The sequence below is a fragment of the Corynebacterium hiratae genome, assembly GCF_009708045.1.
Lineage (GTDB): Bacteria > Actinomycetota > Actinomycetes > Mycobacteriales > Mycobacteriaceae > Corynebacterium > Corynebacterium hiratae.
Window position 1 is genome coordinate 23,578 of record NZ_VIOG01000014.1, and the last position, 18,423, is coordinate 42,000.

General features: G+C 61.6%; 14 protein-coding genes and 1 tRNA gene. 10 read left to right on the plus strand and 5 right to left on the minus strand.

Annotated features, from left to right (window positions below):
• The first annotated feature begins 98 nt into the window (after positions 1 to 98).
• Together FME68_RS11160 and FME68_RS11165 are read left to right on the plus strand one after the other, a co-directional pair.
• Positions 99 to 1,289 (plus strand): MFS transporter, encoded by a 1,191-nt coding sequence (locus FME68_RS11160; protein ID WP_328287828.1) that lies wholly within the window; start codon positions 99 to 101, stop codon positions 1,287 to 1,289.
• A 186-nt stretch (positions 1,290 to 1,475) separates the two neighbouring features.
• Entirely contained in the window at positions 1,476 to 2,447 is a 972-nt protein-coding gene (locus FME68_RS11165; RefSeq protein ID WP_230308989.1) for an HNH endonuclease signature motif containing protein, read from the plus strand.
• Between the two features lie 282 nt (positions 2,448 to 2,729).
• Here the strand turns inward: FME68_RS11165 and FME68_RS11170 are convergent, their stop codons facing one another.
• The gene (locus tag FME68_RS11170; RefSeq protein ID WP_004601215.1) at positions 2,730 to 3,119 is read right to left on the minus strand and encodes a heavy metal-responsive transcriptional regulator; all 390 of its coding nucleotides are present in this window, start codon (positions 3,117 to 3,119) and stop codon (positions 2,730 to 2,732) included.
• A gap of 108 nt (positions 3,120 to 3,227) precedes the next feature.
• Here FME68_RS11170 and merA point away from each other — a divergent pair, with 108 nt between their 5' ends.
• The 3 genes from merA (at position 3,228) to FME68_RS11185 (ending at position 6,315) form a co-directional block, all read left to right on the plus strand.
• Positions 3,228 to 4,652 carry a mercury(II) reductase gene (gene merA, locus FME68_RS11175; RefSeq protein ID WP_158397588.1) on the plus strand — a complete coding sequence of 475 codons (1,425 nt, stop codon included), beginning with the start codon at positions 3,228 to 3,230 and terminating at the stop codon, positions 4,650 to 4,652.
• A gap of 146 nt (positions 4,653 to 4,798) precedes the next feature.
• Positions 4,799 to 5,362: a TlpA family protein disulfide reductase gene (locus FME68_RS11180; RefSeq protein WP_070447002.1), complete on the plus strand. Its 564-nt coding sequence runs from the start codon at positions 4,799 to 4,801 to the stop codon at positions 5,360 to 5,362.
• On the plus strand, positions 5,359 to 6,315 hold the full coding sequence (locus tag FME68_RS11185; RefSeq protein WP_101736263.1) for a cytochrome c biogenesis CcdA family protein: 957 nt from the start codon (positions 5,359 to 5,361) through the stop codon (positions 6,313 to 6,315). The genes FME68_RS11180 and FME68_RS11185 overlap by 4 nt, the downstream gene beginning before the upstream one ends.
• 246 nt (positions 6,316 to 6,561) lie before the next feature.
• Here FME68_RS11185 and FME68_RS11190 read toward each other — a convergent pair whose 3' ends face one another.
• From FME68_RS11190 to FME68_RS11200, 3 genes are all read right to left on the minus strand, one after another.
• Positions 6,562 to 7,848: an MFS transporter gene (locus FME68_RS11190; RefSeq protein ID WP_144013761.1), complete on the minus strand. Its 1,287-nt coding sequence runs from the start codon at positions 7,846 to 7,848 to the stop codon at positions 6,562 to 6,564.
• Positions 7,849 to 7,892: 44 nt separating this feature from the next.
• Positions 7,893 to 9,245 carry a dicarboxylate/amino acid:cation symporter gene (locus FME68_RS11195; protein WP_328287829.1) on the minus strand — a complete coding sequence of 451 codons (1,353 nt, stop codon included), beginning with the start codon at positions 9,243 to 9,245 and terminating at the stop codon, positions 7,893 to 7,895.
• A gap of 117 nt (positions 9,246 to 9,362) precedes the next feature.
• On the minus strand, positions 9,363 to 10,433 hold the full coding sequence (locus FME68_RS11200) for a lipoate--protein ligase family protein (RefSeq protein ID WP_049156423.1): 1,071 nt from the start codon (positions 10,431 to 10,433) through the stop codon (positions 9,363 to 9,365).
• Between the two features lie 471 nt (positions 10,434 to 10,904).
• Here FME68_RS11200 and FME68_RS11205 point away from each other — a divergent pair, with 471 nt between their 5' ends.
• The 4 genes from FME68_RS11205 (at position 10,905) to nrfD (ending at position 17,317) form a co-directional block, all read left to right on the plus strand.
• Positions 10,905 to 11,777 (plus strand): PRC and DUF2382 domain-containing protein, encoded by an 873-nt coding sequence (locus tag FME68_RS11205; protein ID WP_158397589.1) that lies wholly within the window; start codon positions 10,905 to 10,907, stop codon positions 11,775 to 11,777.
• 123 nt (positions 11,778 to 11,900) lie between these two features.
• Entirely contained in the window at positions 11,901 to 15,173 is a 3,273-nt protein-coding gene (gene fdnG, locus FME68_RS11215) for a formate dehydrogenase-N subunit alpha (RefSeq protein WP_230308990.1), read from the plus strand.
• A 9-nt stretch (positions 15,174 to 15,182) separates the two neighbouring features.
• Positions 15,183 to 16,226 (plus strand): 4Fe-4S dicluster domain-containing protein, encoded by a 1,044-nt coding sequence (locus tag FME68_RS11220; protein ID WP_158397591.1) that lies wholly within the window; start codon positions 15,183 to 15,185, stop codon positions 16,224 to 16,226.
• Positions 16,223 to 17,317, plus strand: coding sequence for an NrfD/PsrC family molybdoenzyme membrane anchor subunit (nrfD, locus tag FME68_RS11225; RefSeq protein ID WP_328287830.1), 1,095 nt, complete (start codon positions 16,223 to 16,225; stop codon positions 17,315 to 17,317). The genes FME68_RS11220 and nrfD overlap by 4 nt, the downstream gene beginning before the upstream one ends.
• On the opposite strand, the gene selD is transcribed toward nrfD, so the two are convergent.
• Complete coding sequence (gene selD, locus FME68_RS11230) at positions 17,307 to 18,284, minus strand: selenide, water dikinase SelD (protein ID WP_158397592.1); 978 nt, start codon at positions 18,282 to 18,284, stop codon at positions 17,307 to 17,309. The two genes, nrfD and selD, sit on opposite strands and share 11 nt — an antisense overlap.
• Positions 18,285 to 18,319: 35 nt before the next feature.
• On the opposite strand from selD, the gene FME68_RS11235 reads away from it, so the two are divergent.
• Positions 18,320 to 18,414: transfer RNA gene (locus FME68_RS11235), tRNA-Sec, on the plus strand.
• Positions 18,415 to 18,423 lie beyond the last annotated feature (9 nt).

Genomic DNA, 18,423 nt, shown 5'->3' on the forward strand with positions numbered 1-18,423 from the left:
CGTCGTCAAGCGTGGCACGACCCTGAGGATGGATTCGAAAGTATCTCTGATCTTTGGTAGCGTGTGGAAGTCTTAATTCCATAACACTGCTGAAGAAGGTGTCTCAAACGTCCTCTGAATCCCAGTCCCTCATTACGCCGACATTCGTGTTTGCGTGGTTGGTGAATTTCGCCCAATTTACGGTCTTCTATCTGCTTGTGACCATCATGGCGCTCTATGCCGTCGAGCAGTTCCAAGCTTCGGACACGGCGGGCGGGTTTGCCTCAAGCGCTTTCGTGGTGGGGGCGACGATTGCCCGCCTCTTTTCGGGCTACATCGTGGATGCTGTTGGGCGGAAGCGCTCGCTGGTTGTCTCCCTCATCGTGGTCACTGTGGCGATGGCGCTGTATTTCCCAGCTCAGTCTCTGCCACTGTTGTTCGCTGTCCGTATCTTGCATGGCTTCGGTTATGCGGTGGCCTCGACGGCTGTGATGGCCGTGGTGCAATCGGTGATTCCTGACCATCGCCGCGCTGAGGGAACCGGCTACTTCGCCTTGGGGACGACACTGGCCACTGCTTTTGGTCCGGCGGCAGGTCTTGCGATTGTCCACAATGCTGGCTATAACACCGTGTTTCTGGTGGCGCTGACGCTGACGGTAGTGGCCATGGGCTTGGGGCTCATCGTCAAAGCGCCGGCGCAGGAGCATCGCAGCGTCTCCTTCTCGCTGGGGAATATTGTGCACCCGGCGGTGGCGCCGTTCGGCGTCTTTATCCTTTTGGTCGGTGTTGCTTATACGGGCATCATTACCTTCCTGAATGGCTATTCCGCTCACGCAGGTCTGGAGAAGGGCGTTAGCTATTTCTTCTTGGCTTATGCGGTTGTGAGTCTCATCCTGCGCTTTGTGCTGGGCAAGCTGCAGGATCGGCGCGGTGACAACATCATCATCTACTCCTCGCTCGTCTTCTTTATCGCCGGCTTGGCTGTCCTGGCTTCGGCTGGCGCTGATTGGCAGATTATTGCTGCGGGTGCTTTGGTGGGCATCGGATATGGCTCTATCCTTCCGGCCGGTCAGGCAATCGCTGTGCGCCTGGTGCCGATGCATGAGATGGGTGCGGGGATCTCGACCTTCTTCCTGCTGCTGGACCTAGGCATCGGCTTCGGGCCGATTCTGCTGGGGCAGGTTATCTCCGCGACGGGATATTCCGCCATGTACTGGATGCTGGCGGCTTTGATGTTGGTTGCTTCAGTGGTCTACTTCTTTGTTCACGGACGCAAGGACATTGCGCGCGGTGACGTGCGCTACGAATAGACTCCACGTCGATGGCATGCCTGTCGGCAGCCATCGAATGTGCTGGCTAATGTGGGGTAGCTACCCCCGTTTATAGTAACGACTTGACACGAATTCACCACGAGCTATGGCCATACGGGGTGTGTGGCACTAGAATCATGGTTAGAACACTTCTTCTAACACATGTTTATCTCGGGGGAGATACCCATGACCACTGTCACACGCCCGCCAACCTTCTTCTTTTCCACCACCAACCCGAATAACCCACACGCCATAGCCCGCTCCAAAGCACGCCGGGCCACCTATAAAACCTGGGTCGGGGCCATGCCCAGCCTGCACGCCGATATCAACACCACCGCACTATCCCTAGTCGCCGCCTGGTCACTGCCGGAAGGCCACATCAAATCCGGCCTGCGTGCTATCCACCGGCTAGAAAGTCTGCCGAAAGTCAAAGCCATACAAGACACCCACTGCCTGCTCGACATTGAATCCCTCATTGCTATCGATCAACCCATGTCAGCACTGACAGCCTTGACTGATGAAACCCTGGATTTTATCGACACCCTCCTGGCTGACTTCTTCACCCCTTCTAAGCCGAACCAAGCTTTTCCTACACGTAGTCAAATCAGGCGCAAAGTCCGCGATATTTGTAAAACCCTGGATGATTCCATCGCCTACCAAGATACCCGGCCTAAAGATACGTACCGGTTTTCTTCTAACGGCACCTCTGCCTGGCTGGAACTGCAGGTTGGGGAAGACACCGGCATTAAACTCGATGCCTTCATCCACCAGACCGCCGCCAAGGAAGACATCACTGTCGCTGAGGCAGTCATCAAACTGCTTTCCGGTGAGATAAAGCCACCAGCTACCGTGGTGCTCCACACCTACCAGGCCTGCGATATTGAGGATGCACCGACCTTTATTGAAGGCTTCGGCTGGCGAGCTGAGCCCATGCCACATGACAAGATGCGGGATTTAACCGAAGAGATAAAAGAGGCCGATGGCTACCAGCCAGGAATCATCATGCGCAAACTTGTCGAAGGCCGCGACGGTACCTGCCGGGTCGGCGGATGCGGCGAGCCTGCTTTTCTCAGCCAGTTGGATCACCGATACAACTGGGCCGAAGGCGGGCCAACCCACCCGAAGAACCTGGTTTTCGCCTGTCGATCATGGTGGTGATGGTGCACAGAATTATGAACGCAAGGGCCCACCAACTACCTGCTCGCGAAGACTGTTCTTGTCCACCGGGAACTGTCTTATTTCCGTCTTCCCGTAGGGGACTATTTTTACTTTGGCTCAAAATGCACCAAAGGTATTATCCTCAACCGCCAAAATGTTACTTCCAGGTAAGAAATAGTCCCTATTTATAGATAGCTCCTGGCGGTTAATCCTGTCATCCTGGCTCTCGTCGAGCTGCAACTCTCGCATAGCGTGGTTGCTAAGGAGGTGTGCCCAATTGGATTACAAGTACCTACACACTTGATCGGTGCTGCACGTTTCAGGGTCCGGGTGTGCGGCGTCCTGTCTGAGGTCCGCGATAGTGTCGCGCAGCACGGAGAGCTGCGCGATCTGCTGCTCGATCTCAGCGAGGCGCACGTCAAGCAGGTCGCGCACGTGCTCGCAGGGCGCCTGGCCGCCGTCGCGGATGTCGAGGATCTGGCGGATCTGGGCGAGGGTCAGCCCGGCGGCCTGGCCCCGGTGGATGAACCCGACCCGACCCACGGCATCCTCGGCGTAGTCCCGATAGCCGGAGGCCAATCGCTCGGCCGGAGGGAGCAGGCCCGACTCCTCGTAGAACCGCAGGGTCTTGGTCGTGGTTCCGGTTGCTTCCGCAAGCTGTCCGATCCTCATGTTCGCCGATTCCCCTTCCAATGGCCACCACACTTGACCTTCCATTGTACTGGAAGGTTCACAATGGTTCCATAGGAACTTTTGAACCACAGGGAAGAGACATCTGGAATGACAAACGAAAAGTTCGATCTGGCGATTATTGGTTCCGGCGGCGGAGCGTTTGCGGCCGCGATCCGGGCCACCGGACTGGGCAAGCGCGTCGTGATGGTGGAGCGCGGCACCGTGGGCGGGACATGCGTGAACACGGGCTGCGTCCCGTCGAAGGCGCTCCTGGCTGCCGCGGAGGCCCGCCACGTGGCGTTGGATTCGGCCCGCTTCCCTGGGGTGGCGGCCTCGGCGGGCCCGGTGGACATGCCGGCCCTGATTCAGGGCAAGGCCGCGCTGGTTGAAAGTATGCGCACGGAGAAGTACGTCGATCTGGCCGCGGACTACGGGTGGACGATGATCTCGGGGGACGCGTCGTTCACCGGAACCCAGGACGCACCGCTGCTCCGGGTGATCTCCCCGGATGGTGCGGTGAGAACGATCGAGGCCGGGCACTACCTCGTGGCCACTGGCTCCGCACCCTACGTGCCGCCCGTTCCCGGACTGGCCGAGGCCGGGTACCTGACCTCGACGACGGCGATGGAACTGGACGAGGTGCCCGAATCAATGCTGATCCTGGGCGGAGGCTATGTTGCCCTGGAGATGGCACAGCTTTTCTCCCGGCTGGGCTCCCGGGTGACCATGCTGGTCCGTTCCCGGTTGGCCTCGCAGGAGGAACCGGAGGCATCCAAGGCGTTGGCGGGGGTGTTCGCCGACGAGGGGATCCGGGTGGTCCGGCGGGCCATGGCCGACTCCGTGGCCTCCGGCCCGGACGGGGTCTCGGTGACGGCAAACGTGGCCGGGGGCGAGGAGGTGTTCCGCGCTTCCCGCATCCTCGTGGCACTGGGCCGCCGCCCGGTGACCGAGGGACTGGACCTTGACGCCGTCGGGGTGAAGACCGGCGCATCCGGCGAGATCGTGGTCGATTCCCGCCTGGCCACGTCCAACCCGCGGGTTTGGGCCGCCGGGGACGCGACCGGCCATCGGGAGTTCGTTTACGTCGCAGCGGCCCACGGCGCCTTGGCCGTGGACAATGCGTTCACCGATGCCCTGGCCGAGGTCGACTACCGGCACCTGCCCCGGGTCACCTTCACCAGTCCCGCCATCGGGGCGGTCGGGATGACGGAAAAGGAAGCTGTCGCCGCCGGGATCAGCTGCGAGTGCCGGGTCCTCCCCCTGGAGTACGTGCCGCGAGCCGTGGTCAACCGCGACACCCGCGGCTTCATCAAGGTTGTCGCGGACCGCGACACCGGACGGATCCTGGGCCTCTCCGCGGTGGCCAAGGACGCCGGGGAAATCGCCGCCGCCGGCGTCTACATCCTCGAAGCGGGCATGACCACCGCGCAGGTCGCCGCCGCCTGGAGCCCCTACCTGACGATGACCGAGGGCATCAGGATCGCCGCCAAGGCCTTCACCACCGACGTCTCCGAGCTCTCCTGCTGCGCCTGAGCTCCAGCCCCCACTACCGAAGCAAAGGAATGCCCTGACCGCCACCGACCAGGCCCTCACCTATCTGTTGTCCCCGAGCACCACCGCACCGACCACGGCACCGCCTGAGTCCCCATCCCCATTCCTGGAAGGAACCACCAGACACCATGACATACCCGAGATCCCGCCGTTCTCTGTCCGTTCCCCGGCCCAGGCACCTCGCCTCCGCCCTGTTTCTGGCAGCGGTCATGGCACTGACAACCGCCTGCGCCAGCTCACCGAGCGGCCCGTCGGCCGCGCCAGGCGGTTCGTCGCCCGACGCGGCCGGTGCCGTTGCTGTTACGGTCTCCGACATTGACGGCACTACCCGGACCATCCCGGACGGTAAGCCCGCAGCACTGTTCTTCTTCTCTGCCGGATGCGGTGAGTGTGCGGAAGGGGCCGATTCCCTGAACAAGGCCTCCACGGCCCTGGGAAGCTCGGCCGACTACCTCCTGGTGGACGTGGACCCCCGAGAACCGAAGGAGACCATCAACGGATTCCGCGATTACATCAAGGCCCCTGAGCTCCCTGCCGTCATCGACACCGAGGCCACACTGACCACCCAGTACAAGGTCACCTCCATAAGCACCCTGGTGGTGGTCGACGCGAAGGGCGACGTTACCTTCCGGGCCACCGACCCGTCTGCGGAAAAGATCCAAGAAGAACTCACCAAGGCCGGTGCCCAATGACAGCCCTGCTTGCCCTGGCCTTCGCCGCTGGAATGATTGCCCCGGTCAATCCCTGCGGTTTCGCCCTCCTGCCCGCCTGGATAGCCCAGACCATCGGGGACGCCCGGACGCGCCCGCTCGCGCTGCGTCTGGCCCACGGGCTCCGGGCCGGGCTCGCGCTCAGCCTCGGCTTCGCCGGGACCCTGGCAGCCTTCGGGCTGATCGTCAGCGCGGGCGCCAGGACCCTGATCAGCGCAGCGCCCTGGCTGGGAATGGCCACCGGGGTGATCCTTCTCCTGCTGGGCCTGGCCATGCTCACCGGACTCACACCACGGCTCCGTCTGCCGGCCTGGGCCACGAAACCCCGCACACAAGAAGCCGCAGGGGCAGGTCACAAAACCGGGCGCATGGTGGCCTTCGGGATCGGATACGCCGCAGCATCCCTCGGCTGCACCCTCGGGGTGCTCTTGGCCGTGATCGCCCAAGCCCAGGCCGTCGCCAGCTACGCCGGGCTGCTCGCGGTCTTCGCCGCCTACGCCGCAGGCTCGGCCACTGTCCTGATGCTCGTTTCGGCAGGCACGGCCATCGCCGGGGCCGCCCTCGGGCGAAGAATCACCGGCCTGGCCAAGCACAGCAACCGCATTGCCGCCTTCATCCTCACCATAACCGGCGCCTACCTCAGCTGGTATTGGTATCCCGCCGCCACCGGCGGAACCGCACAGGCCAACAGCCTCGCCGTATGGTCAGCCGCCGCCAGCGCCTGGATCAGCGACAACAGCACCCTGATCGCAGCCCTCGCCGCAGCCGTGGTGCTCGCATCGGCATTGGCCGCCCTCAACCGGCGCAGGAGACTGCGCATCAGACAGGGAACGCCGCCCACAGGCGAGGGCCCCGGGCAAAGCGGGGAACCCGACTGCTGCACACCAACTCCGGACAACAACTCGACCGAGGACCGGCCAGGCGCGATCCCGTAGCTGGCCGAGGACTCCCAAAAAGCAAGGGGGAGAGGGAACCTTGCCCATCTTCTGGCAAACGAGGCGCCCGCCTATCAGGACAGGTTGGTACAGCGGCATCAGGCCGGAAGTCAATTCGTGCGGCCCTGCTCGTCGTCTGAAACGACAATTCGGATCGCTAGCGGTCGGGCGATTGACGCTGCCTGAAGCTCAAGTGTGGGTCGTTGATGGAAGTTACTACCAGGAGGGGGAGAGTGAGGCGGTGGGTTAGATCTCTTTTAGGCGATTCCGCTTGGAGGCGAAGAGAACGCCTCCGCCGGTGATGATTGCGGCGGCAACAAGGTAATACGCCGGGGCGAGTTGGTTGTCTGTTTTGTCAATAAGCCAGGTGGCGATCATGGGCGCTGTGCCACCGAAGACAGCGTTAGCTGTGTTGAAGGTGAGAGCAAAGCCGGAAAGGCGAACATGGGTGGGGAACTGTTCGGAGAGGAAGGAGGGGAGGACGCCGTCGTTAAGCGCAAGCACGCCGCCGAGGCATACCTGGATGATGATGACGAGGAAAATGCCGGCGCCGTCGAGAAGAATGAACGCAGGGACGATGAAGAGTCCCATGAAAAGTGCAGCGCACAGCATGGTCGTGCGGCGGCCCAGGCGGTCCGATAGCAGGCCGGTGAGAAGTGCGAAGCCGATATAGAACGCGGAAGCGACCGACGATGCAATGAAGGCAGGTGTCTCCGCCATGCCCAGCTCCTGGGAGAGGTAGGTGGGCAAATAGGTCAGGATGACGTAGAAGCCAATGGCGTTGAGAACCGCGCCCGAGAAGGCAATTGCCAGGGCCTTGGGATATTTGATGACCTCGCGAAGAGGGGATTCTTCCGTGTCATCTTGATTCTCAAAGCGGGAAGACTCATCGGCGTTGCGGCGAATCCACAGGCCGTAAAGGCCCAGAGGTAGTGCGATGAGGAAGGGGACGCGCCAACCCCAAGAAATGAGAGCATCGTCGTCGAGTACGCCGGTGAGTAAAGCCGCAATGAGGGAGCCCAATAGCAGGCCGGATGCTGTGGCGGAAGGAACGATTGCGGCGTAAATGCCCCGCTTATGCGTCGGGGCGATTTCTGCGAGGTGCGTGGCTGCACCGGCATATTCGCCAGCCGCGGAGAAACCTTGGACCATGCGCGAAAGTAGAAGCAGCAGGGTGGCGGCGAATCCGATGGTTTCGTAGCTGGGGAGGAAGCCGATCACGGCTGTCGCTAGTGACATCATCGTGATCGATACCGTCAGGGTTTGAATTCGTCCGTGTTTGTCACCAAAGTGTCCCCACACTATTCCGCCGAGCGGGCGGACGAGGAAAGAAAGCGCAAAGAGTGCGAATGTCATGATGAGCGCGCGGCGCCCTTCCATCTCCGGGAAGAAGACCCGGGAGATAATGGCCGACATATAAATGTAGGCCGCATAGTCGAACCATTCGATGAATGTTCCTATGAAGGACGCCTTGATAGCGCTGCGGTGTTGTGTGGAATCGGGGTCTGGTGGTGCTTGGGTTGACGTGGACATAGCTTCCACCGTACAGAAACTATGTGTGGTCCACGTCACTACCTTTAGGTGTTGACGCTTTCCCGCTCGTTCTCGTCAGCGTTCATGATGTCATTGACGCCACCTTGGGCGGCATCCCAGGTTGCTTGGTCTTGGATGCCGGCGCGCTTGGCGACGATGGTGGCACACAGTGCCTGACCGGTGACGTTGACGGCGGTGCGGCCCATGTCAATGATGGGTTCGATGGCAAGCAAGAGGCCGACGCCTGCCAGCGGGAGACCCAGCGTGGAGAGGGTCAGCGTCAACATGACGGTGGCACCTGTCGTGCCTGCAGTAGCTGCGGAACCAATGACGGAAACGAAGATGATGAGAAGGTATTGGGTCGGGGAAAGGTCAATTCCGTAGAACTGCGCAATGAAGATGGCGGCGATAGCCGGGTAGACGGAAGCGCAGCCGTCCATCTTCGTGGTAGCGCCGAGCGGGATGGCGAAGGAGGCGTATTCGCGAGGCACACCCATAGCCCTCTCCGTAAAGCGCTGGGTAACCGGCATGACTCCCATAGAAGAACGGGTGACGAAACCGAGGGAGAATACTGGCCATACGCGCTTGTAGAAGCCAATGATTGGAATGCGGTTGAATGCGAGGACGGCAGGGTAGACCACAACAATGACAAGGGCGAGCCCGACATACATCGCGAGGACGAACTTGCCCAAGGAGCTCAGCGCATCCCAGCCGTAGGTAGACACGGCTTTACCGATGAGGGCGGCGGTGCCAATCGGGGCGAGACGGATGATCCACCAGAGAACCACCTGGATGACCTTGAGGAAGGATTCGGTAAAGCGCAGGAAGGGATCGGCTGCCTTGCCAGCCTTGACCGCTGCGATGCCCAGAGCCAAAGAAATGACAAGGAGCTGAAGGGCGCCGAAGCTGAGGGAGACTTCGCCATCACTCAGGGAAGCCTTGAGTCCAAAGAAGTTGGCGGGGACGAGTTGCTGGAGGAAGGCGGTCCAGGACCCAACGTTGGAAGGATCGGCGGCGGTGGAGGCGTCGACAGTTGTGCCCACTCCGGGCTTCATCACGAGGGCAACGAGAATGCCGGCCAAGACGGAGAAGAAGGCCGTAATGGCGAACCATACGAGGGTGGAGATTGCCAGCGAGGCGGCGTTAGCCACCTTGCGCAGGTTGGCAACCGAGGTGACGACGGCCGCAAAGATGAGCGGCGGGACCATCACCTTGAGCAATTGGACGTACGCGCCGCCGACGCCGGACAGGGTATCGGAGAGCCACTCGGACTCCATGCCGGAGGCGATGAAGCCGAGGATCAGGCCGATGATGAGGCCGGCGATGACCTGGGCACCAAAGCCGGTGGCCCAAGAGGGCAGCGTGCGCGAGGATGCGCGGGAGGAAGTGTCGGACACGAGATTTTCCTTCTAGACAGTGTTGTATAGAAATGGACCAAATGGTTCGGTAGATTTATACCGATCGGTTCACTAGAACTTATAACACCGTACGCTGCCCAGAAATTCCCCTGCAAATTATGGGATGCGCTTGGTCCACTCTTCGTTGAGGAATTTGGTGTCGACGAGGCGCCGGGCGGCTGCTAGGGAGTCGTCGGAAAGCTCAGCGTCGACGGCGCCGTAGCGGGTGGCGAACTCGCGTGCCATGGTGTCGATGATTTCCTCGCGGGGCACGCCGGTCTGGCGGCGCAGCGGGTCCACACGTTTCTTTGCGCTGGCCAGGCCCTTGGAGGAGACCTTGACCTTGCCGATGCGCAAGACTTCCATCATCTTGTCCGCATCGATGTCATAGCTCATCGTGGTGTGGTGGAGCACCGCACCTTTGCGGCGCTTTTGCGCGGCACCGCCAATCTTTCCGCCGTCCGAGGTGATGTCATTAATCGGCACGTACCAGGCGTTGACGCCAAGCTTGCTCAGCGCCGCGAGTACCCATTGGTCTAGGTACTCGTAGCTGGCCTCGTAGGAATAGCCGGCCACGAGCGAGTCCGGGGCGTACAGGGAATAGGTCACGCAGTTGCCGCCCTCCATGAACATCGCACCGCCACCGGAGATTCGGCGTACTGGAATGATGCCGTGCTTGTCGACGCCCTCCTGGTCCAACTCGTTGGCATAGGACTGGTAGGAACCGAAGACGACGGCGCGGTCCTCCCATTCCCAGAAGCGGAGCGTGGGCCCGCGCTTTCCTTCCGCGACTTCGTTGAGGAGGACTTCATCGAGGGCAACGTTTACTGGGGTAGGTAGAACCCCAGGGCGCAGGATCTCCCAGCTGTGGTCGGTGAAATCGGTGCCGCCTGACAGCGCGCGCTTGACCGTGACAGCTAGGTGGTGGGTGTCGAATCCGTGGAGAGCTACGGGTGAATCGATTCGCGCCAGGGCGGCATCGAGGCGGGATTGGATGTCCTCGGTGCTTGTGGCAGTAGTGATGCCGACCAGCGCTGGGGCTAGTGCCTCGTAGGCCTCTTCCGGTTCGAGGAAGAAATCGCCAGAGACCTTGGCTGCGGTAACGGTGCTGTCGGCGTCAATATCGAGATCGACGACGAGTAGTTTGCCGCCGGGGACTTTGAGCTCGAAGTGTTCAGTTTGGTTCATGGTGTTCAGGGTACTCAGGTATGGCGGTGTGACGATTGGGAGAGTAGACCATTTAATGAACTCGGAAACTGGGGCGGGGGTAGCTAACGTCTCTTGGCTGTGCCTTTGGGAATCGTAAGGAGTTGCGTAGAGAGTCGCTGTTGGGCGCTATGCTGCGGGCGCAAGTTAGTGCCTTAATGTTTCGTTCTAGAATATGGGGAGGAAATGTAGGGCGGGGCTGGCAGGCGTTTGAGGTGCTCAAATGGTCTGTAATCTAATTGTTATAGCTAATATGACCTGCGGCTACGCGCGATTTTGACAAAAGAGGGGGATGCGGCGGTGGCGCATTGTTGTTTCGTCCGTATGGTGGGGGGGGCAACGCAAACGAAATAGCAAATCGTCCCCCAATCCCCTGGAATTTATGGGGGTAAAGATGAAAGCTATCGTTTGCTGTCGAGATATAGACCAAATGTAGAAAGGTTTAGAGAAACAATGGGTAAGAACATCAAGGATCTGTTTAACGCAACCGCATACGACAAGGCCGGCGAGAAGCTGGGCTCCGTCAAGGAGGTCTTCGTCGACGAGCAGTCCGGTCAGCCGACTTTCGTTGAGGTCAACCACGGTCTGTTCGGTATGAGCTCCAGCTTGGTTCCGCTCCGTGGTCACGATTTCACCGGTGATGAGCTCAAGCTGGCCTTCTCCAAGGACCGCATCGAGAACGCACCGGACTTTGACTCCGATAAGCCGCTGACTCCTGAGGCGCAGGCGGACATCTTCAAGCACTACGACCTCGAGAACGCACAGGACGTAACCACCTACCGTGACGAGCGTGATGAGCGCGCTGGCGTTGCCGGTGCTGGCGTAGCTGGCGCTGGTGTTGCCGGTGCTGGCGTAGCTGGCGCTGGTGTTGCCGGTGCTGGTGCAGGTGCACACGCTAAGGATGAGACCGAGCGCGCCGCTGTCTCCGACAATAGCGTCACCAACAACGAGGGCGAGGTTATCCGCTCCGAGGAGCGCTTGGACGTCAACAAGGAGCGCGTGGCCACCGGCGAGGCGCGCCTGCGCAAGTACGTCGTGACCGATACCGAGACCGTCGAGGTTCCGGTTGAGCGCGAAGAGGTTCGCGTCGAGCGCACCCCGATTTCCGAGGCTGACGCTGCCAACTACACCGGCACCATCGGTGATAACGGCGCGGAGGAAGCCTCCGTTACCCTGCACGAAGAGCGCGTGAATGTAGAGAAGAAGACCGTCCCGGTGGAGAAGGTTAACCTTTCCAAGGAGACCATCAAGGACACCGAGACACACACCGAGGATCTGCGCAAGGAGCAGATCGATACCGACGGCATCACCGAGACCCGCAAGTAATCTCGGTTAAGGGCTAAGAGGCTGGAGCTGCAAAGCTCCAGCTTTTCGCGTTTTGGGTTTGCTCAGTATTTTTTGGTCTTGAACAGGGTGGAAAACGCAAGGCCAAGCCAGTAGGTTTAAGGCATGTCACGTTTTAGCCCACTGAATTGGCCCGTTGTGCGCCAAATCCGGAACAAGGATGCCTTCGGCCGCGACGTGTCCACGCAGTCGGCTAAGAGTGAAGACCTGCGCGGACGCACCGTTGACGCGGACCGCGTCGTCCAGTCGGTCTGCCCCTACTGCGCAGTGGGTTGTTCTCAGCGCGTTTATGTCAAGGATGACCGCGTCATCCAAATCGAGGGCGACCCAGATTCCCCGATTTCCCGCGGCCGCCTGTGTCCCAAGGGCTCTGCTTCTGAGCAGCTTATTAATTCCTCGACACGCATCACCACGATCAAGTACCGAGCTCCCTATGCCACCGAGTGGCAGGAGCTCGACGAAGAAACCGCGATGGATATGATCGCGGACCGTTTCGTGGAGGCGCGCGCGAGGCACTGGGAGGACGTCGATAAGCATGGGCGTCGTCTCAACCGCACCATGGGCATTGCGGGCCTGGGTGGTGCGACGCTGGATAATGAGGAGAACTACCTTATCAAGAAGCTGTTTACCGCCACCGGCGCCATTCAGGTGGAAAACCAGGCGCGTATATGACACTCCGCCACTGTTCCTAGTCTAGGAACGTCGTTTGGCCGCGGCGGCGCAACCCAACCGCTGCAGGATATGGCGAATGCGGACTGCATCGTCATCGAGGGTTCTAATATGGCGGAATGCCACCCCGTGGGATTCCAATGGGTCGTGGAAGCCAAGAAGCGTGGTGCGCGCATTATCCACGTGGATCCGCGCTACACACGTACGTCTGCCTTTGCGAACCGTCACATCGGCATTCGCGGAGGCACGGACGTGGTGTTGCTCGGCGCGATTATCAAGTACGTGCTGGATAATGACCTGTATTTCCACGATTACGTGGTGAATTACACGAACGCGGCGTCGATCATCTCGCCGGATTTCCAGGACACCGAGGATTTGGAGGGCTTGTTCTCCGGGTACGACGCAGAGAAGGGCAAGTACGTCACGGACTCGTGGCAGTACGTGCGAAAGCCTGAGGGCTCCTCGTGGAACGTGGAGAAGGACATGACGCTGGAGGATCCGAATACGGTCTTCCAGATTCTCAAGCGCCACTACTCGCGCTACACCCCGGAGATGGTGGAAGAGACCTGTGGCATTTCGCCGGAGGACTTCTACTACTTGGCGGACTCGATTGCGCAGAACTCCACCCCGGAGCGCACTACGTGCTTCGCCTACGCGCTGGGCTTTACCCAGCACACCCTGGGTGCACAGTTCATCCGTACCGCGGCGATCCTGCAGCTGCTCATGGGCAACGTGGGCCGACCTGGCTCGGGGATCATGGCTTTGCGCGGGCACGCCTCGATTCAGGGATCGACCGATATTCCGACCCTCTTTAACTCGCTGCCGGGCTACCTGCCCATGCCGCACGCGGATCAGGAGACCTGGGAAGATTACCTGGATTCCTTCCGGCAGGAAGACCAGAAGGGTTTCTGGCAGCTGGGTGAGAACTACGCGGTCTCGCTCATGAAGTCCTACTGGGGCGACGCCGCAACCAAGGAAAATAACTGGGGTTTTGACCTCATGCCGCGCCTGTCCGGTGCGCACTCGACGTATGAGACCTTGTTGGCCATGCTGCGCAAGGAGGTGGAAGGCTACTTTGTCTTTGGCCAGAACCCGGCGGTGGCGCAGTCCAACGGCGGCATGCAGCGCCGCGGGCTCGCCTCGCTGAAGTGGCTGGTTGTCCGCGATTTCCAGGAGATTGAAACGGCAAGTTTCTGGAAGGATTCGCCGGAAGTCAAGAACGGCGAGCTCAAGACCGAGGAGATTGCCACCGAGGTCTTCCTCATGCCGGCGGCAACGCACGTGGAGAAGTCCGGAACCTTTACCCAGACTCAGCGCATGGTGCAGTGGCGCTTCCAGGCGACTCCGCCGCCGGGCCAGGCCCGCAGTGAGGCCTGGTTCTTCTACCAGCTGGGCAAGAAGATTCGGGCGCGCCTCGCGGATTCAACTGATCCGCGCGATCTGCCGATCAAGTCTGTCACCTGGGACTACACCGAGGATGAGCACGGCGATCCAAGCTCGGATGAGATTCTGCGTGAGATCAACGGCTACTACCTTGATGGGCCTAAGAAGGGCCAGCTTTTGCCGGCCTTTACGGAGATGCGGGCCGACGGTTCCACCTCCGGCGGCTGCTGGATCTACACCGGCGTGTATAAGGACGGCATCAACCACGCCGCGAAGAAGGTCCCGGGTTCGGAGCAGAACGAGGTGGCACTCGAGTGGGGCTGGGTCTGGCCGGCCAACCGACGCATCCTGTACAACCGCGCCTCCGCCAAGCCGGATGGCACTCCATGGTCGGAGCGCAAGAAGTACATTTGGTGGGACGAGGACCAGGGCAAGTGGGTCGGCGATGATGTCCCGGACTTCCCGGTGACCAAGCGCCCGGACTACGTCGCGCCTGTCGACGCCGTCGGCCCCGATGCCCTCGATGGCGACGATCCGTTTATCATGCAGGCCGACGGCCTGGGTTGGCTGTTCGCGCCGAAGGGGCTGTCCGACGGTCCTCTTCCGACCCATTACGAGCCCCAGGAATCGCCGGTGCACAACGCGCTGTACAAGCAGCAGCAATCGCCGACGCGCCTGACTATCAAACGCGCGGACAACCTTTCCCGCCCCGAGCCAGGGGAGCGGGGCGAGGACGTGTTCCCGTTTGTCTTCTCCACCTACCGTCTGACGGAGATGTACACCTCGGGCGCGATGTCGCGCCGCTTGCCTTACTTGGCGGAGTTGCAGCCGGGGCTCTTCTGCGAGGTGGACAAGGAACTGGCCGCCAAGCGTGGATTGGTCAACGGCGAGTGGGCCACCATCGTGTCCCCGCGCGGCGTCATCGAGGCTCAGGTTTTGGTGACGGACCGCATGGAGATGCTCACCATCAATGGTGAGGACTTCCACCAGATCGGCTTGCCGTATCACTACGGAGAATCGGAGACCACCGAGGTGGCCGGCGATGGCGCCAACGACCTGTTGGGTCTGACCTTGGAGCCGAACGTGTTCATCCAGAACTCCAAGGTGGGTGCGTGCGATATTCAGCCGGGCCGCCGCCCGCGGGGCGAGGCCCGCGTCAAGCTCTTGCGTGAGTACCAGGAGCGGGCGCACCTCACCGTCGACTCAGGTAACCGGCTCCTCGATGTCTCAGATGCTTTCAGCACGGAGAGCGGCGCTTCGGAGGAGAACACCGGCGATGATGCCACCGCAGGCAATGTGGCGGACTACGAAGGCAAAGAAAGCTAAGGAGGACTCATGGCGAATTTCTTGACCGAAAAGGCCGATCGACACGGCTATGAGACCTATCAGCGAATGGCGTTCTTTACCGATACCTCGGTATGTATCGGCTGCAAGGCCTGCGAGGTGGCGTGCAAGGAATGGAATCGCAACCCGGTGGAGGGTTATGCGGTCACCGGTAATTCCTATGACAACACCGGTGGGCTAGGCGCGAATACGTGGCGTCACGTGGCCTTCATCGAGCAAAACAACGAGCGCATTGAGCAGGCGCGCGAGGACGGGCGCAAACTTGTCTCGCTGGGCCTGCCCACGGTGTCCGCACCGAGCGTCACCCCAGATACCGATGATTTTCGCTGGCTCATGTCCTCCGACGTGTGCAAGCACTGCACCAACGCGGGCTGCTTGGACGTGTGCCCGACGGGCGCGCTCTTTCGCTCCGAGTTCGGCACCGTCGTGGTGCAGGACGACGTGTGCAATGGCTGTGGTACGTGCGTGGCCGGTTGCCCCTTCGGCGTCATTGAGCGCCGCGATGACGGCGGCGTGACGCTCAAGGCGGACAAGACCGCCACCGTGGATTATGAGGTCCCTGACCACGCGGGTGTGAACGTGCTGGCAAAGCTGAAGCAGCTGAAACCCCAAGGGCCTGACCATATTCCGGGGCAGGCGATGCCGATCAAGAATTTAGGCGTGGCCCAGAAGTGCACCATGTGCTACGACCGCCTCAAGATCGGTGAGCAGCCCGCGTGCGCCAAGACGTGCCCGACGGATTCCATCCAGTTCGGCCCTTACGAGGAGATGCTCGCTGCCGCGAAGGAGCGTGTGCGCGTCCTGCACGAGCAGGGGCTGACGGAGGCTCGTCTCTACGGCGCCAATTCCCAGGATGGGGTCGGTGGAACGGGTTCTATTTTCCTGTTGCTCGATTCCCCAGAGGTCTACGGGCTGCCGCCGGATCCGCGCGTTCCCACGGCGGATTTGCCGCAGATGTACAAGACCGCAGCGAAAGCTATCGGAGGAATGGCGCTGGCCGTGGCCGGGGCATTCATGTTGGGAGGCCGCAAGTGAGCGAGTTTGATGAGTACCGCCCGCCGCAGGAGCCTAGGCGCAGGCGAGGCAGCGGCAAGAAACGCAAGCGCGGCCGCGTCGGAGCCGGCGCACAGGATGGTTCCAAAGAAGAGCGTATGGCGGAGGACTTCGAGTTTTCCTCGTATTACGGCAAGCCCGTAGTCAAGGCCCCGCCGTGGGAGTGGCCCATCGGCGGCTATCTCTTCCTCGGCGGCGTGGCCGGCGGTTCTGCGATGTTGGCCGCCGGTGCCCAGGCCACTGGGAACGCACCGCTGAAACGCTCGACGCGGATGACGGCTTTCTCCGCGGCATCGGTAGGGTCGGTCTTTTTGGTGCTCGACCTCGGCCGCCCAGAGCGCCTGCTCAACATGTTCCGCGTCTTCAAGGTGACCTCGCCGATGTCCATCGGCTCGTGGATCCTGGGCAGCTTCGCTTCCGCCGCGGCCCTGCCGGCGGTCGAGGAAGCGGACGAACTGGTCGGCGGTGTGCTGCCGAAGTCGCTTCGCCGCCTCCTCGATAAGGCGGCGGGTCCAGCAGGCGCTGTCGCCGGCGTGCTTGGTGGCCCGCTGGCGGGCTACACGGCGGTGCTGTTGGCCAACACGTCAAACCCGACGTGGAATGACGCGAAGAAGCATCTGCCTTATGTGTTCGTGTCCTCGGCCTCGGCTGCGGCGTCGGGTGCCGCCATGGTCTTTACCCCGGTGGAGAATGCTGGCGCGGCACGAGCGCTCGGTATCACTGCCGCGGCGACCGATCTGGCCGCGACCCGTGTCATGGAAGCGAACATGGAGCCAGAGCCTCTGCGCCCGCTGCACGAAGGCACACCCGGGAAACTCATGAAGGCCTCCGAGGCGCTCATTGCCGCGGGCGGGGTGGGAACCGCAATCGCGTCGGTGACAAAGTCGCGGGCGGTGTCGGTGGTCTCCGGCCTGGCACTTCTGGCGGGTTCTGCCTGCACTCGTTTCGGCGTGCTCAATGCGGGGCTGGAGGCGGTGAAGGACCCCGCGACAAGCATTGGCCCGCAAAAGCGCCGTGCTGAGGCCCGCCGCCAGGCAGAAGGCCTCACGCACTCGACGGTGACTAGCGGATAGTAATGCGCGCCTCGCCCGGCACGGTGCGGCCGATGACCGGATAGCCAGGAACCTCGCCGATGACCAGCAGGCCACCCGAGGTTTGGGCATCGGCGAGGAAGACCAAGTCCTCTTCGCTCAAGTCTGAGTCGAGGTGGGGGCGGACCCAATCCAGGTTGCGGCGCGAGCCGCCCGGGATGAAGCCCTCCGCCAGGGCCTCCATGGCGCCGTCCACCGCAGGAACAGCGGAAAAATCCAGCTCCGCGCCGACACCGGAGGCGCGGCACATCTTGTAGAGGTGGCCCAGAAGCCCGAAGCCGGTGACGTCCGTGGCCGCGCGCACGCCCGCGGCTACGGCGGCCGCGGCAGCGTCGCGGTTGAGCGTGGTCATGGAATCCACCGCGGCCTGGGAGACTTCACCGGTGGCCTTGTGCTTGTTATTGAGGATGCCCACACCGATTGGTTTGGTCAGCGTGATGGGCAGGCCCGCCTCGGCGGCGTCGTTGCGCATAATCTTGTCGGGGTGGACGATGCCCGTGGCAGCCAAACCATACGTGGGCTCCGGGGCAGTGATGGAGTGTCCACCAGTAATGGAGATCCCTGCCTCGCTGGCCACATCCATGCCACCGCGCAGGACTTCGCGCAAAATGTCGAGGCCGAGCTTCTCGCGCGGCCAGCCCACGAGGTTGATGGCGGTGATGGGCGTGCCGCCCATGGCGTAGACGTCGGAAAGCGCATTGGCAGCAGCCACCCGGCCCCAGTCATAGGGGTCGTTGAGCATTGGGGTAAAGAAGTCCGCGGTGGAGATGACCGCGAGGCCGTCGTGGATGCGCACCGCGGCGGCGTCGTCGCCGTCGTCAAGCCCCACCAGCACGTTGGGGTCCGCGGTACCCACGAGGCCCGCGACGGCGGACTCGAGTTCTCCTGGGGGAATCTTGCAGGCGCAGCCGCCACCGGCGGCAAAGGACGTAAGTGTGATGTCAGACATGGGGGCCATTCTAGCCGCGTGTATGGTGAGCAGACGGAGGCGTACGTGTCCTGGTGGGCGCCCCGGTCTTCAAAACCGGTGAGGCCGAGCATCTCGGTCTGGCAGGTTCGATTCCTGTCCGTCTCCGCCATCCGTGCTG